At 64.1% G+C, this 14,191-nt stretch carries 14 protein-coding genes; 5 read left to right on the top strand and 9 right to left on the bottom strand.

Going from position 1 to position 14,191, the window contains the following annotated elements; translation table 11 throughout:
• Positions 1-163 precede the first annotated feature (163 nt).
• Positions 164-1,363 carry a sugar transporter gene (locus J3A71_RS19020; protein ID WP_023048834.1) on the top strand — a complete coding sequence of 400 codons (1,200 nt, stop codon included), beginning with the start codon at positions 164-166 and terminating at the stop codon, positions 1,361-1,363.
• A gap of 173 nt (positions 1,364-1,536) precedes the next feature.
• Here the strand turns inward: J3A71_RS19020 and J3A71_RS19015 are convergent, their stop codons facing one another.
• The 6 genes from J3A71_RS19015 to J3A71_RS18990 all read right to left on the bottom strand — a co-directional run bounded on the left by J3A71_RS19015 (position 1,537) and on the right by J3A71_RS18990 (position 6,562).
• Complete coding sequence (locus tag J3A71_RS19015) at positions 1,537-2,121, bottom strand: LysE family translocator (protein WP_096425891.1); 585 nt, start codon at positions 2,119-2,121, stop codon at positions 1,537-1,539.
• Between the two features lie 50 nt (positions 2,122-2,171).
• Positions 2,172-3,002, bottom strand: coding sequence for an AraC family transcriptional regulator (locus J3A71_RS19010; RefSeq protein ID WP_096425892.1), 831 nt, complete (start codon positions 3,000-3,002; stop codon positions 2,172-2,174).
• A 48-nt stretch (positions 3,003-3,050) separates the two neighbouring features.
• Positions 3,051-3,974 carry a LysR family transcriptional regulator gene (locus J3A71_RS19005; RefSeq protein WP_016486010.1) on the bottom strand — a complete coding sequence of 308 codons (924 nt, stop codon included), beginning with the start codon at positions 3,972-3,974 and terminating at the stop codon, positions 3,051-3,053.
• 118 nt (positions 3,975-4,092) lie between these two features.
• Complete coding sequence (locus tag J3A71_RS19000; protein WP_023048832.1) at positions 4,093-4,635, bottom strand: WYL domain-containing protein; 543 nt, start codon at positions 4,633-4,635, stop codon at positions 4,093-4,095.
• Between the two features lie 117 nt (positions 4,636-4,752).
• The gene (locus J3A71_RS18995) at positions 4,753-5,550 is read right to left on the bottom strand and encodes an SDR family oxidoreductase (protein ID WP_209953100.1); all 798 of its coding nucleotides are present in this window, start codon (positions 5,548-5,550) and stop codon (positions 4,753-4,755) included.
• 103 nt (positions 5,551-5,653) lie between these two features.
• The gene (locus J3A71_RS18990) at positions 5,654-6,562 is read right to left on the bottom strand and encodes a LysR family transcriptional regulator (RefSeq protein ID WP_070086463.1); all 909 of its coding nucleotides are present in this window, start codon (positions 6,560-6,562) and stop codon (positions 5,654-5,656) included.
• Between the two features lie 290 nt (positions 6,563-6,852).
• Here J3A71_RS18990 and J3A71_RS18985 point away from each other — a divergent pair, with 290 nt between their 5' ends.
• Both J3A71_RS18985 and J3A71_RS18980 read left to right on the top strand, forming a co-directional pair.
• On the top strand, positions 6,853-8,157 hold the full coding sequence (locus J3A71_RS18985; RefSeq protein WP_016486015.1) for an MFS transporter: 1,305 nt from the start codon (positions 6,853-6,855) through the stop codon (positions 8,155-8,157).
• A gap of 31 nt (positions 8,158-8,188) precedes the next feature.
• Positions 8,189-9,427 carry a Zn-dependent hydrolase gene (locus J3A71_RS18980; protein WP_060518768.1) on the top strand — a complete coding sequence of 413 codons (1,239 nt, stop codon included), beginning with the start codon at positions 8,189-8,191 and terminating at the stop codon, positions 9,425-9,427.
• Between the two features lie 141 nt (positions 9,428-9,568).
• Here the strand turns inward: J3A71_RS18980 and J3A71_RS18975 are convergent, their stop codons facing one another.
• The gene (locus J3A71_RS18975; protein WP_016486017.1) at positions 9,569-10,993 is read right to left on the bottom strand and encodes a PLP-dependent aminotransferase family protein; all 1,425 of its coding nucleotides are present in this window, start codon (positions 10,991-10,993) and stop codon (positions 9,569-9,571) included.
• Positions 10,994-11,318: 325 nt separating this feature from the next.
• Between J3A71_RS18975 and J3A71_RS18970 the strand changes: the two genes are divergently transcribed.
• Positions 11,319-12,734, top strand: coding sequence for an amino acid permease (locus tag J3A71_RS18970; RefSeq protein ID WP_016486018.1), 1,416 nt, complete (start codon positions 11,319-11,321; stop codon positions 12,732-12,734).
• Positions 12,735-12,737: 3 nt separating this feature from the next.
• Here the strand turns inward: J3A71_RS18970 and J3A71_RS18965 are convergent, their stop codons facing one another.
• A complete protein-coding gene (locus J3A71_RS18965; RefSeq protein ID WP_016486019.1) occupies positions 12,738-12,917 on the bottom strand; it encodes a hypothetical protein in 180 nt (59 codons plus the stop codon).
• 104 nt (positions 12,918-13,021) lie between these two features.
• On the opposite strand from J3A71_RS18965, the gene tam reads away from it, so the two are divergent.
• On the top strand, positions 13,022-13,798 hold the full coding sequence (gene tam, locus J3A71_RS18960; protein WP_016486020.1) for a trans-aconitate 2-methyltransferase: 777 nt from the start codon (positions 13,022-13,024) through the stop codon (positions 13,796-13,798).
• Here tam and J3A71_RS18955 read toward each other — a convergent pair.
• Positions 13,788-14,159: a DUF2784 domain-containing protein gene (locus J3A71_RS18955; protein WP_102667784.1), complete on the bottom strand. Its 372-nt coding sequence runs from the start codon at positions 14,157-14,159 to the stop codon at positions 13,788-13,790. The two genes, tam and J3A71_RS18955, sit on opposite strands and share 11 nt — an antisense overlap.
• Between the last annotated feature and the right edge of the window lie 32 nt (positions 14,160-14,191).

The raw sequence follows: 14,191 nt of genomic DNA, 5'->3' as shown, positions 1-14,191 counted from the left end.
CGCGCATGGTACTCCTTCTGCCTGCCTTGCGGTTGTGAGGCCCCGGGTTGACGCGTACCATGCCGTGCATTCCTATCAATAACAGCGCGTACGTCGGCACCCCTGCAAGCGGGTGGCTGGCGCGCGAACTGTTGCCTTGTCTGCGGAGAAGCGTTTTCCACCCATGAACGGACCCATACCCACCCACATGCCGCCCGCGGCCGGCAGCGGCAGCTGGCTGAGCGTCATCGCCCTGGCCCTGGCGGCCTTCATCTTCAACACCACCGAGTTCGTCCCGGTGGCGTTGCTCAGTGACATTGGCCGCAGCTTCGACATGAGCACCGCCCAGGTCGGGCTGATGCTGACCATCTATGCCTGGGTGGTGGCGCTGGCCTCGCTGCCGATGATGCTGCTGACCCGCAACATCGAACGGCGGCGCCTGCTGTTGTTCGTGTTCCTGGTGTTCATCGTCAGCCACTTGCTGTCGTGGCTGTCGCAGAGCTTTGCCATGCTGCTGGTCAGCCGTATCGGCATCGCCCTGTCGCATGCGGTGTTCTGGGCCATTACCGCCTCGTTGGCAGTACGCGTGGCGCCACCTGGCCAGCAGGCCAAGGCGCTGGGCCTGCTGGCCACCGGTACCACCCTGGCCATGGTTTTGGGCATTCCGTTGGGTCGCGTGGTGGGCGAGGCGCTGGGCTGGCGTGTGACCTTCCTTAGCATTGCCGGGGTCGCGCTGGCCACCATGCTGTGCCTGATGAAGTCGCTGCCGCTGCTGCCCAGCCAGAACTCGGGCTCGTTGCGCAGCCTGCCAATCCTGTTCAAGCGCCCGGCGCTGGTGATTACCTACCTGCTGGTGACGCTGGTGATTACCGCTCAGTTCACCGCCTATAGCTATATCGAACCGTTTGCCCTGCACGTGGCGCAGATTGGCGGTGAGCGCACCACGCTGTTGTTGTTGCTGTTCGGCGGTGCCGGGGTATTCGGTTCATTGCTGTTCAGCCGCTACAGTGACCGTTTCCCCCATGGCTTCCTGGTAGGCTCGATCGGCTTGCTCGCCGCATGCCTGTTGCTGATGTTGCCGCTGTCGGGCAATTTCTACGCGTTCGCGGCGCTGAGCATGTTCTGGGGTGTGGCGATCCTCAGCTTCAGCCTGTCGCTGCAGTCCAAGACGTTGAAGCTGGCATCCGATGCCACCGATGTGGCCATGGCGCTGTTCTCGGGTATCTACAACATCGGGATTGGGGGCGGTGCGCTGCTGGGCAGTATTGTCAGCAGCCAGATGGATGTGGCGGATATCGGCCTGGTGGGCGGTAGCGTGGCGGTGGTCGGGCTGGTAATGGCTGTTGCCAGCACCCGGCGCTACCGCGAGGCGCTGACGCACTGACCCAATGGCCAGCGGGCTTTTTGTAGGAGCGGCCTTGTGCCGCGATGGGCCGCAAAGCGGCCCTGGCAATGTCTGCGGCGAAGCTGACATCTTGGGGCCGCTGCGCGCCCCGATCGCGACACAAGGCCGCTCCTTCAGGTGCCCCGTAGACCCGAGGGGATACCGCTTGATCTTCAAGCCAGTACGGCAGCCCAGGCAGAAATCAACAGCACCCCCGCCAACACCTGGTTGAACAGCTGCAACCGCCGCGGTGCCTGCAACCACCTGGCGCTCCCCACCCCCAGCACCGCCCAGGCTGCCATGCACGGCAGGGCGATCAGCAAAAATACCAGCGCCAGTTGCCACACCGGCAATGACGGCGCTGCAAATACCCCGACCACCGCCACAGCCATCAGCCACACCTTGGGGTTCACCACCTGCAACGATGCGGCGCTGAAAGCACTGAGCCCTTGCGCGGTGGCCGCTTGCAAGGGGGTGGCGGCACTGCGCAGCATCTTCCACGCCAGCCAGCTTAGCCACAACACGCCGGCCCAGCTCATCAGCTGTTGGGCCAAGGGGTGACGCAGGAGCAGCTCACCCAGCCCTAGACCGACCATCAACACGATTGCCGCTGCCGCGCCACAGGCCGCCACGATTGGCACCAGGCTCGCGCGCAAACCTACGCGCGCGCCATGGGCCAGGATCAGCAGGTTGGTCGGCCCCGGGCTGATGCTGGCAACCAGGGCGAACAGAATGAAAGGCAACAACGACTGCGACATGGTTCATGGCTCCGGAAAATCGAAGCACCATGCTCGCTGCCTTCAGGGGTTCAGTCTGGAAGGTTTGAGCAGCGCCTGCGGTAGTCGGCAGGGGTCAGCCGGTAGGCCCGACGGAACCAGCGCCCCAAGTGGCTCTGGTCGGCGAAGCCCAAGGCCACGGCCACATCGGCAGGCGTCTGGCCCTGGGCGAGCAGGCGCCGTGCCCGGGCCAGGCGCAGCTGGATCAGGTAGGCATGCGGTGCAATGCCGAACGCGGCCTTGAATGCACGGGTCAGGCGAAAACGGTCGATGCCACAGGCCTGGGCCAGGTCTTCCAGGCCGACGTCGCGCTCCAGGTGGGCGTGCAGGTAATCACGCGCGCGCTGCGCGCTCAGCGGCAGGCGCGGGTCGGGGTTGATGCGTCGGCGCCAGTGCATGTGGCGGGTCAGACAGGCCAGCAGGTCGTCCATGGCCGTTTGCCGCACGATGCGCAAGTCCCGGTCGTGCACGGTGCAGAAGGCGAGGGCGGTGGCCCGCGCCAGGCGCTCATCGTGGCACAGGGTATCGGCAAAACTGGGCAGGCTGTCGCCCGGTGTGTGCTCGAACAGCGACCGCAGCTGTTGGTCTAGCCAAGCGGGCTGCAGGTACAGCGTCGAATAGGTGAAGCCTTCTTCGGTGGGCGCCAGCCCATCGTGGATGTCGCCAGGCTCGAGCAAGAATACCTGCCCCGGCGTGCTGCGATGGCGCACCCGACGGCAGTTGAACTGCTGCACGCCCTGCTCGGTCACGCCGACCAGAAAGCTTTCGTGCCAGTGCGGGTCGTAGGCATGTCCGACGAAATGCGCCCGGACCGATTCGATGCCGGTATCGGCGTCTTGCTTGAGGTCGATCCAGTTGCTCATGAACGTGTGCCGTTGGGGTAAATGGCTACCTTAGCGCAACCCCCCGGCTCAGTCTGGAACGATTGTGCAGCCGTTGGTCAGTGCCCGATCACGCAGGGCCTCGAAGCGCTCGCGCAGCCACAGGTGCAATTGCGAAACTGCCGGTGTGAGCTGCTTGCGATGCGGGCAGACCAAGGTGACCGGGGTAGGTTCGCCGAGCAGTTCGGGCAGGACGATTTCCAGTTCACCGGCCGCAATGTTGGCGCTGACATCCAGCCACGACTTGTAGACGATGCCTTCGCCTTGAATGGCCAGGCGACGGATGACGTCGGCATCGTCACTGACCAGCGGCCCGCGCACCTGCACGGTACGGTTGCCCAGCTGCCACTTGTCGTATACCCGGTTGTGCTGCATGTACAGCAGGCAGGCGTGTTGCTGCAGGGCGTCGGGGCTGAGCGGGCGGCCGTGGCGGGCCAGGTAGTCGGGCGATGCGACCAGCACTCTGCGGTTCCAGTCGGCCAATGGCAGAGCGATGTAGTTGGCATCCTGGTTCAGGCCATAGCGGATGGCCACATCCACCGGGTCGCGGTTGAGGTCGGCAATCTGGTCGGACAGGAAGAAACGCAGTTGCAATGCCGGGTGCTCGCGGCGGAAGGCGCTGAGCCAGGGCAGCAACATGTTGCGGCCCATGTCGGAAGGTGCCGACACCTGCAGGGTGCCGCGCAGGGTATTGGGGTTGCCATGCAGGTCTTCATGGCCCTGGCGCAAGCTCTCCAGCACATTCAGCGCGGTGGGCAGGTAGCGCTCGCCCTCGGCGGTCAGGCGCAGGCTGCGCGTGGTGCGGGCGAACAGGCGTACATCCAGGTCGCGCTCCAGGCGCTTGATTGCTGCGGCCACCTGGCCCGGCAGCAGGCCGGCTTCATGGGCGGCGGCTGTGAAGCTGCCCAGTACGCTGCTGCGGGCAAACAGTTCGAGGTCGGCAATACGCAGCATGTTGCATTTTCACTCCGTGGATGAAAGTGTTGCTGCATTGTGCCGGTTTTTCTTTTGTACTGGAAAGATAAGATACACGCCACATACACCGTTGATTCCCGGAGTTGTTGCTTGCCAGTCAATAACTGCCATCGTGCAGTGCCAGGCTCTGGCGCAGCTGTTCGAGCATGGCCACACGCAGCGCCAGCGGGGCCTGGATGCGGATAGAACCTGCTTGGGACAGCAGCCAGCCCATCAGCGCCCGGTTGTCGGCCACGGTAGCGACCAGCACGGCGCCGCCGCTCGCTTGCGGTGTCAGTTGCATATCTGCTGACAGGGGTGATTGTTCCAGGCGGCGGGCCAGCGCGTCATCGACCCAGGCATGCAGTTCAACGTGGTCCGGGGGGGTAAGCACGTCGGGTTGCAGCTGCTGCGCTTCGCTCAGGCTCAGGCCCGGTTGCCAGTACCAGCCGTAAGGCATGCCTTTACTGTTGCACTGCAACGGGAACAACGCGGCAAGCTCGACCAGGTCGCGTTCGACGGTGCGTTTGCTGGTGGTATGGCCCACGGTTGTCAGGGCGGCCTGCAACTGGGTAGAGCTCATCCCGGGGTGGCGGCCGGGCAGCAACTTGAGCAGCTGCCACTGTCGGGCGATGGTATGGCGGGTTGGGTGGCTGGGCAAAGGCTTCGTCCTTGAAGGCAGGCGTCAAACCTGCCTGGATAGTGGCGTATAGCTATTGCGCAGCATACCCTCTCATAGAATGGGATCCAAGTTTTCCCCGAATGCCGCCAGTTGAATTCAGATAGCGAGGCTGTCGACCACGCCGCCGTCGACCCGCAGGGCCGCGCCGGTGGTGGCGGAGGAATAAGGGGAGGCGAGGTATACCACCAGGTGGGCAACCTCATCGACATCGGCGACGCGCTGGATGATCGAGCTTGGCCGCGCGGTGCGGACGAAGTTGTCCGCCTCTTCACGAATGCTGCGCCCGGAAGCCTTGGCTGCATCGGCCACCATCGCGGTCACGCCATCGGTCAGGGTCGGGCCCGGCAGCACTGCGTTCACGGTAACCCCGGTGCCGGCCAGACGCTTGGCCAAGCCATGGGAAACGGCCAGGTTGGCGGCCTTGGTCACGCCGTAGTTGATCATGTCGGCAGGAATGGCGACACCCGATTCCGAGGAAATGAACAGGATCCGCCCCCAGTCGTTCTCGATCATGCCCGGGGCATAATGGCGGGCCAGGCGCACACCGCTGAGCACGTTGGTTTCGTAGAAGCGCGCCCACTCGCTGTCGTCTACATCGAAGAAGTCGACGTCGTCGTAGATGCCCAGGTTGTTGACCAGGATGTCGGCCCGTGGGTGGGCAGCGAACAGGGTTTCGGCACCGGCGGCGGTACCCAGGTCGGCGACCACGCCTTGCACCTGGCCACGCCCACCTTGCTTGCGCACTTCGGCGAGGGCGGCGTCCAGCGACTTCTGGCTGCGGCCGGCAATGACCACGTCGGCATTGGCGCGGGCCAGGCCACGGGCGATGGCCAGACCAATACCGCCGGTCGAGCCGCTGATGATGGCGGTGCGTCCGCCGAGGTCGATGTTCATGGGATGGCTCCTGTAAGTGAGTTGCAGTGATGCAAGCCATTCTAGTGAAGCACGCAGGTTGGCAAGCGCGAGCGCGCGAGGTCTATGGAGCCGCTCAGAAGCGCTAGGTTATGACACGCTGCAACGCCTCGATAAACACCTCTTCCGCCCGGCTGAACCGCTGTTCCCTGTTCCACAACAGGTGAATATCCACATCGGCAATCCCTTCCTGCGGCGCCAGCTTCCACAGCAACCCCGCTTCGACATCCGGTGCCACCACATGCTCGGGCAGGCAGCCGATGCCAAACCCGGCGATCACCAGCCGGCGGACTTCTTCAAGGCTTGGCGATGAGGCCACGATCCGCCCGGCGAACCCTTGCAGGTCTCGGAAAATGGTCAGCGGCGACAACATGCCGCCAATCTGATCGCTGGTGAAACTGACGAAGTTCTCCCGTTGCAGGTCGCCTTCGGCCTGGCCAAACAGGGCATGGTGCTTGCCACAGAAAAACGCATAGCGTTGGCGCAGGAACAGCCGCTGTTCCAGCCGTGGCTGTGCACGCCGGGTGAGGCTAAGGCCCGCCGTGGCGGTTTTTTCCTGCAGGGCGGCGACGATGTCGGAGCTGCGCATCACGTCGATTTCCAGTTCCACTCGCGGGCGCTGGCGGTGGAAGTCGGCGAGGAAGTTGTCGAAGCGTTCGCTGACGATGCGGCTGATCATCAGCAGGCGCACTTTGCCCACCACTTCGTCCGCCGGTTGCTCCAGCAAGCCGCCGATCTGCGACATTTGCCCATACACCTCGCCGGCCAGCTGGAACAGCTGCTCGCCCATTTCTGTCAGCACGAAGCGCGGCCCACGGCGGGCAATGAGCTGGCGGCCGAGCTGCTCTTCAAGGCGCTTGAGCGCCTGGCTTACCGCCGGTTGGGTGAGGTGCAGGCGGGCGGCGGCGCGGCTGATGGACAGCTCCTGGCCGATGACCCGGAAGGTGCGCAGCAGGTTCCAGTCGAGGCGGTCGTTGAGCAGGCGGTCAGACATGGCGGGGGCTCGATAATAAGCGTGGTTAATAGTTCGAATAATAAATAGAAAATTGACTAATCATAGCCCCGGGCCGATAAATCGCATGCATTGAAGCCCGGTGTGTCGGCGGCGGCTTTTTCGCGGGCTTGCCCCGTCCCACAGGTACTGCACTGTTGCAGACAGGGTGCGACCCCTGTGGGAGCGGGCGAGCCCGCGAACAAGCCAGCACCGAACCAGCAGGCCAAGCGCCACCAGAGCGCCACCGTGTCCCAGCAACTCCTGCCAGAACAACAAGCAAAGGAGCCCCCATGAACCCCACCGCTTCCGCCCAGCCGCGCCGTGCAGCCGCCGCCGCGTTCATCGGTACCATGATCGAGTGGTACGACTTCTACATCTACGCCACCGCCGCCGCCCTGGTGTTCGGTGCCTTGTTCTTCCCCTCTGACGACAGCCTGTTCAGCACCATGGCCGCGTTCGGCACCTTCGCCGTGGGCTTCTTCGCCCGGCCGCTGGGCGGCATCGTCTTCGGCCACGTGGGCGACCGAATCGGCCGCAAGAAGTCGCTGGTCATCACCCTGCTGATGATGGGCATCGTTACCGTGTGCATCGGCCTGCTGCCGACTTACGCGCAGATCGGCGCCACCGCGCCGGTGCTGTTGATCCTGCTACGCATCGTCCAGGGCATTGCCGTGGGCGGCGAGTGGGGCGGGGCGGTATTGATGGCCGGCGAGCATGCGCCCAAAGGTCGGCGCAACTTCTTCGCCTCGTTCGCCCAGCTGGGCAGCCCGGCTGGCCTGATTCTGTCGCTTCTGGCCTTTGGCGCGGTTACCCGCCTGCCTGAAGAGGAACTGATGAGCTGGGGCTGGCGCGTGCCGTTCCTGGCCAGCGCGTTGCTGCTGCTGGTGGGCCTGGCGATTCGCCTGGGGGTGAATGAGTCACCCGAGTTCATCGCCAGCCGCGAGCAGGCGCAAAAGGCTCGGCGCAAGGAGCAGGCGCCAGTCCTTGAAGTGCTGCGCACCGCCTGGCGCCCGCTGTTGCTGTGCATCGGCGCCAACACCCTGGGCATTGCCGGGGTCTACTTCACCAACACTTTCATGATCAGCTACACCACCCAGCAGTTGCACCTGGAGCGCTCGTTGATCCTTGAATGCCTGTTCTTTGTGGCGATCATCCAGTTCTGTGTGCAGCCGCTTGCGGCGTGGCTGTCGGAAAAGGTCGGTGCGACGCGCTTCCTGGCGCTGGTTGCGCTGCTGGCGATGGCCTCGCCCTACCCGATGTTCGTGCTAGTCAGCTCGGGCCAGGGCCCGTTGATCGTGCTTGGCATCGCCCTGGCCGCAGCCTGCATGGCTTCCTTCTACGCGGTGATTGCCGGCTATGTCAGCGGCATGTTCGCAACCCGCGTGCGCTACACCGCCATTTCTCTGGCCTATCAGATCTGCGGCGCGATCGCTGGCGGCCTGACCCCGCTGATTGGCACCTGGCTGGCCCATACCTTCAGCGGCCAATGGTGGCCGATGGCAGCCTTCTACACCCTGATCGCCACCATTTCGCTGGTTTGCGTGCTCGCCTTGGCGCGCCAGTACGCCCGTAGCCGGCGCCTGGAACTGGCCTGATCGAACCCCCACTATTCTGGAGTACCCGCATATGTTGAAAAGCAATGGCGAACGCCTGTGGGCGAGCCTGATGGCCATGGCCGAAGTCGGCGCCACCGCCCGCGGCGGCAACTGCCGCCTGGCCCTCAGCGAGGAGGACAAAGCCGGCCGTGAACTGTTCAGCCACTGGTGCCGCGAAGCGGGCCTTAGCCTGTCGGTAGATGCCATCGGCAACCTGTTCGCCCGCCGTGCCGGCAGTGACCCGCATGCCGCCCCGGTCATGATGGGCAGCCACCTCGACACCCAGCCCGAAGGAGGCCGTTTCGATGGCGTCTATGGCGTGCTGGCCGGCCTGGAGGTGGTGCGCCGCCTGAACGACTTGAACATCCAGACCCGCAAGCCACTGGAAATTGCCGTATGGACCAATGAGGAGGGCGCGCGCTTCACCCCGGCCATGTTTGGCTCGGCGGTGTTCACCGGCAACCTCGCGCTGGCCGAGGCGCTGGCCATTCGCGATGCCGATGGCGTCAGCGTCGCCGATGAACTGCACCGCACCGGGTACGCCGGCCAACGCCCGCTGGGCGGCGAGGTGGATGCCTATTTCGAGGCGCATATCGAACAAGGCCCGATCCTTGAAGACAACGCCAAGGCCATTGGCGTGGTCAGTGGTGGCCAGGCTATCCGCTGGCTGGACGTGACGGTCGAGGGCATGGCGGCACACGCCGGCACCACGCCGATGCTGCTGCGCAAGGATGCGCTGTACGGCACTGCGCGGATGATCCAGGCGGTCGAGCAACTGGCAGCGGACTTTGCCCCCCAAGGCCTGACCACCGTAGGTGAGCTCTCCATTGCCAAATCTTCGCGCAACACCATTCCCGGCCTGCTGCAGTTCACGGTCGACCTGCGCCATCACCGCGACGAGGCCATCGAAGCCATGGAGCGCGAGCTGACCCTGAAGCTGCAAGCCATCGCCAGCCAGCGCGGCCTGCAAGTGCGTATCGAGCGCCACTGGGTGAGCCCGGCGACCCCGTTCGATGCCGACTGCGTGGCTGCCGTGCAGCAAGCGGTGGACGGCCTTGGGTATGCGCAGCAATCGATTGTCAGCGGGGCGGGGCACGATGCCATTCTGTTGGCGCGGTACTGCCCGACGGCGATGGTGTTCATCCCCTGCGTCGGTGGCCTGAGCCACAACGAGGCTGAGGACGTGCTGCCTGATAATGCCCGACAGGGCGCGGATGTACTGCTGAACGCTGTGCTGGCACGGGCAGGCCGTGTCGACATAACTCATTGAATAGGGGGACCCTGTGGGAGCGGGCTTGCCCCGCGAACACCGGCAAAGCCGGTGCCATGCATCGCCAGGCCCCCTTCGCGGGACAAGCCCGCTCCCACAAGTTCCTGCAAACCTCACCCACGCTGAGGATGTCGTGGCGAACTACATCCCACCCCTTCGCACATGCTTGACGAACACCTTCTCCAGCAACTCCCACATCGCCGGGTCCGTACTGAACGCCACATTGAAGCGCATCCACCCGGTCGCTTTGGCATCGACCATGAACAACTGCCCAGGCCCAAGCATGATGCCTTTCTCCAGCGCATCATCCAGCAATGCGGCACTGTCCGGAATCGCCGGGTGGCGGGTCCAGATGTACATGCCTTCATCCGATTCGGTGAACAGTTCGAAGCCCAATCGATGCAGATGCCGGCCAACTTCCTGATGCGCCTCGGCCAGCCGCTGGCGCAGGCGCTTGAGGTGCTTGCGCCAGCGGCCGTCGATGATCGCGGCGTACACCACACGCTCCATCACCTGCGAGGTGGTCAGGCCTGAGCGCATCTTCAGGTGCAGCAGCTTCTGCATCAGTTCGGGGTTGGCCAGCATGTAGCCGACCCGCACATTGGGCGAGATGCTCTTGGAGTAGCTGCCCACGTACACCACCTGCTGCAGGTGGTCGAGGCTGGCCAGGCATGGCTGCGGTTCGGTGACCATGTCGGCGTACAGGTTGTTTTCCACCAGGCGGAAGCCGTGCTGGCTGGCCAGTTGCAGCAGGCGGTGCAACTGCGGCAGCGGTGTGCGTGAGCAGGTCGGGCTGTGCAGGTGCGGCTGGGTGAAGAACGCCGTCGGGCGGTGGTGGGTGAGCAACTGCTCCAGCTGGTTCAGGTCGTAACCGGCCGGGGTGCGTGGCACGCCTACCAGGGTTGCGCCCTGGGTACGCAGGATGCTCATCAGGTTGGGGTAGCCAGGGTCGTCGACCAGCACCACATCGCCTGGGCGCACCAGCGTGCGGGCGGCCAGGTCCAGGGCCTGGCTGGCACCGTGGGTGAGCATCAGCTGTGCCGGGTTGGCGACGATGGAAAGCTCTTGCTGCAAATTCTGCGCTGTCAGCGTACGCAGTTCCATCAGGCCCATGGGGTCGCCGTAACCCGACAGTTCCAGTGGGCTGCCGGCCACCTGGCGCAGCCCGCGACGCAGGCCGTCTTCGTACATCCAGTCGTTGGGCAGCCAGCCGCACCCCGGTTTGTAGGGCAACTGACGGATCTCGAAGATCTGCTGCAGGTACCACTCGGAGTTGAACATTGGTCGACTGGCGTCGGCCTCGGTAGTGTGCCGGTCCAGCATTTCGCCCGCCGCACGGTTGACGAAGAACCCCGCATTGCCACGGCTCACCAGCAGCCCCTGGGCGACCAGGCGGTCGTAGGCCTCGACCACGGTGAAGGTGCTCACCGAATAGCTCGCGGCAAAGGCGCGTATAGACGGGACCTTGGCGCCCGGCTTGAGGGTCTGGTTGTCGATCAACTCACGCAACCCGTCGATGATCTGGTTGACCAGCGGGGTGGGGGAGTCTGGATGTAATTCGAACATTCGGGGCCTTCAGGGTGCGTATCGCCTGGCGTTTGCAGGGTGTACTGCATGGGCGACCTGTACAGTGCAGTGCGAGATTCATGCCACTGTGCATGGCTCTCTGCGTCGGACATTTTTACATTAGGTGTCGGATATCGCCACATAAAGCATGTTCAGTTCGCTTCAGGCAGTCGTCCTGGGGCGCGTCAGCAGGCCGCCATGGAGGGCCTGCGTGTGTTCGCTCACACCATCCTGCCCGCATTAGCACTGATGTACAGGTGAAACCGCCAGCCATCGGGGTTTCACGGTTTTCCTTGGATAAAAAGAAGCACGGGGTACACAACTGATGGACGCAACATCCACAACCACCACCGCGAAAGGCGGGCACGAGAGCAAGCTCAGTGCCTCGTTGAAGTCGCGCCACCTGACGATGATGTCGATCGCCGGGGTTATTGGCGGCGCCTTGTTCGTCGGCTCCGGCAGCGTGATCCACAGCGCCGGCCCAGCCGCTGTCCTGGCCTACCTGGCGGGCGGCATCCTGGTGGTACTGATCATGCGCATGCTGGGTGAAATGGCGACGTCCTCGCCAGACACCGGCTCGTTCTCCACCTACGCCGACCGCGCCATTGGCCGCTGGGCCGGTTTCACCATCGGCTGGCTGTACTGGTGGTACTGGGTCATCCTCATGGCCTGGGAAGCCTATGTGGCGGGCAAGATCCTGCATGGCTTCTTCCCGGATGTCAGCGTCAACGTGTTCGTGCTGGCCACGACCCTGTTGCTGATTACCGTCAACTTCTTCAACGTCAAGCACTACGGTGAGTTCGAGTTCTGGTTCGCCTTGATCAAGGTGATCGCGATCGTCTGCTTCCTGATCGTGTGTACCGCTGCCGTGATGAACGTCTGGCAGTTTGGTGAAGTGCGTGGCATCAGCCACCTCACCGCCGAAGGCTTCATGCCCAATGGCATCACCACCGTGATCGGTGCATTGCTTGGGGTGATGTTCGCCTTCCTGGGCGCCGAAATCGTCACCATCGCCGCTTCCGAAGCCAAGGACCCGGCCGCGCAGATCGTCAAGGCCACCAACTCGGTGGTATGGCGTGTGTGCCTGTTCTACGTCGGTTCGATCTTCCTGATCGTCTGCCTGGTACCGTGGAACGACCCGCACCTGGGTGTTTCCGGCTATGGCGCTTATCGCCGTACCCTGGAACTGCTGGGCGTGCCGTATGCCGAGCTGCTGATGAACTTCGTGGTGCTGACCTCGGTGAGCAGCTGCCTGATCTCGGGCCACTACACCGCTTCGCGCATGCTGTTCTCCCTGGCCCAACGGGGTGATGCGCCGTCGTTCTTCAAGATCACCCGCGCCGGCACCGGTGTACCGGTATACGCGATCATGGGCTCGTGCGCCGTGGCCGTGGTGTGTGCGCTGATCAACTTCAGCGAAACCCTGCGCCCGAAAGACGTGCTGGATACCCTGATGAACACCACCGGCATGATCGCCCTGCTGGTGTACCTGGTCATTGCCTTCTCGCAGCTGCGCATGCGCCGCAAGCTGATTGCCGAAGGCAAGGAAGTGCGCCTGAAGATGTGGCTGTTCCCGTGGCTGACCTACCTGGTGATCGCGTTCATCGTGGCCGCACTGGTCACCATGGCCTTCATGCCTGACTACCAGATCCTGGTGATTTCCACCGGTATTGCGGCGGCAGTCGTGGTGGCAATGGGCGTGGTGCACCAGATCCGCTCTGGCAGCAGCAAGCAGCACTAAGCGTCACTCGTGCCTGGAAACGGCCGGCTCCCTTGGGGACCCGGCCGTTTCGCGTTGTTGGGCCTGGGTTTTTTCTGCGGGCATGTGGAAGCGCTGGTTCATCCACGGCGAGCCGAGCAGGGCGGCGGCGGCGATCAGGGCCAGGATGGCGAGGGCGATGTAGGTCTTCATGGGCAGGCGCATACATGGACTGACTTCACGCATAGGCGGTCAGTTCCGGCGATAGGGCCCTCACAGTCGACAGATGGCATATGCTAGGCACATTGCCCGCCCAAAAGGAGCCCCACATGGCTTGGTCCGCCAACCAGTATTCCCTGTTCGAAGACGAACGCACCCGTGCCGTACGCGACCTGCTCGCCGCCATCCCGCCACGGCCGGTGCGCCACGCCACCGACCTGGGCTGCGGCCCGGGCAACTCCACCGAGGTGCTGCTGCAGCGCTACCCCGATGCCCAGGTGACGGCACTGGACAGCGACCCGGACATGATCGACAAGGCCCGCGAACGCAAACGGCTGTGCATCCCGCGGGTACGCACGGTCATTGCCGACATTGCCGGCTGGTCCGCCCCAGAGCCGCAAGACCTGATCCTGGCCAATGCCTCGCTGCAATGGGTACCTGACCACGCCTCGCTGTACCCGCACCTGGTGCGTCAGTTGAGTGAAGGTGCCAGCCTGGCCGTGCAGACCCCCGACAACCTCGACGAACCAGCCCATCGGCAGTTGCGCGAGATTGCCAGCCAAGGCCCTTGGGCGGCGAAATTCGCCGATTTCCAGTTGCCGCCACGGCACGGTGCGGCGTTCTACTACGACCTGCTCAGCCCGCTGTGTGCGCGGGTGGATGTGTGGCGCACCACCTATCACCACCCTTTGGTGGGTGGCGCCGAAGCGGTGGTGGAGTGGTTCAAGGGTTCGGCCTTGCGGCCTTACCTGGCCAGGCTTGACGAGCAGGAGCAGGGCGACTTTCTGCAGATGTACCTGCAGGCCATGCAGCGCGACTACCCGCCGGCCACCGATGGCAAGGTGCTGCTGCCGTTCCCGCGGTTGTTCGTGATCGCTACCCGCTAGGACGGTGCCATTGCCAGGCCACGTAGCTGTAGACGCCGAGGTTGAGCAGCAGCACAACGCTGCCCAGTAACAGCTGGATGTGCGGTGTCAGCCCGGCGGGGTAGATCAGTGGCCAGATGTAGTGCTCCACAAAGCCGCCCTGGTAGCCTGCGCCCCCGGCTGCGCTGCGCATGCGGTTTTCCCAGGTGGTGAGCGGGCAGCCCAGGTGCAGGCATTGCACCGCCACGCCCCAGGCCAGGGCCGGCAAGTGGATGAACAGGGCAGGGCGCCACTTGAGTACCAGCAGGCCGCCGAACAGCACCAGCAGGATGAAGGCCAGGTGCAGCAGGACCAGGGTGTCGGCGGCCAGGCGGTAGAGCATGGTTAGTGTGCCCGGGGGTTGAAGTTATCCCA

Source organism: Pseudomonas sp. PvP089 (genome assembly GCF_017875165.1).
GTDB lineage: Bacteria > Pseudomonadota > Gammaproteobacteria > Pseudomonadales > Pseudomonadaceae > Aquipseudomonas > Aquipseudomonas fortuita.
The sequence above is the reverse complement of the archived record's forward strand: the minus strand, read 5'-3'. Positions and strand labels throughout refer to the sequence as shown.

Coding starts and splice junctions, on each gene's coding strand:
- J3A71_RS18995 (WP_209953100.1), bottom strand. CDS start 5,550: ATGAACATCGACCTCGGCGGACGCACCGCCATCATCAGCGGCTCGACC.
- J3A71_RS19020 (WP_023048834.1), top strand. CDS start 164: ATGAACGGACCCATACCCACCCACATGCCGCCCGCGGCCGGCAGCGGC.
- J3A71_RS19005 (WP_016486010.1), bottom strand. CDS start 3,974: ATGCTGCGTATTGCCGACCTCGAACTGTTTGCCCGCAGCAGCGTACTG.
- J3A71_RS19015 (WP_096425891.1), bottom strand. CDS start 2,121: ATGTCGCAGTCGTTGTTGCCTTTCATTCTGTTCGCCCTGGTTGCCAGC.
- tam (WP_016486020.1), top strand. CDS start 13,022: ATGGCTTGGTCCGCCAACCAGTATTCCCTGTTCGAAGACGAACGCACC.
- J3A71_RS18975 (WP_016486017.1), bottom strand. CDS start 10,993: ATGTTCGAATTACATCCAGACTCCCCCACCCCGCTGGTCAACCAGATC.
- J3A71_RS18990 (WP_070086463.1), bottom strand. CDS start 6,562: ATGTCTGACCGCCTGCTCAACGACCGCCTCGACTGGAACCTGCTGCGC.
- J3A71_RS19010 (WP_096425892.1), bottom strand. CDS start 3,002: ATGAGCAACTGGATCGACCTCAAGCAAGACGCCGATACCGGCATCGAA.
- J3A71_RS18955 (WP_102667784.1), bottom strand. CDS start 14,159: ATGCTCTACCGCCTGGCCGCCGACACCCTGGTCCTGCTGCACCTGGCC.
- J3A71_RS18985 (WP_016486015.1), top strand. CDS start 6,853: ATGAACCCCACCGCTTCCGCCCAGCCGCGCCGTGCAGCCGCCGCCGCG.
- J3A71_RS18970 (WP_016486018.1), top strand. CDS start 11,319: ATGGACGCAACATCCACAACCACCACCGCGAAAGGCGGGCACGAGAGC.
- J3A71_RS18965 (WP_016486019.1), bottom strand. CDS start 12,917: ATGCGCCTGCCCATGAAGACCTACATCGCCCTCGCCATCCTGGCCCTG.
- J3A71_RS18980 (WP_060518768.1), top strand. CDS start 8,189: ATGTTGAAAAGCAATGGCGAACGCCTGTGGGCGAGCCTGATGGCCATG.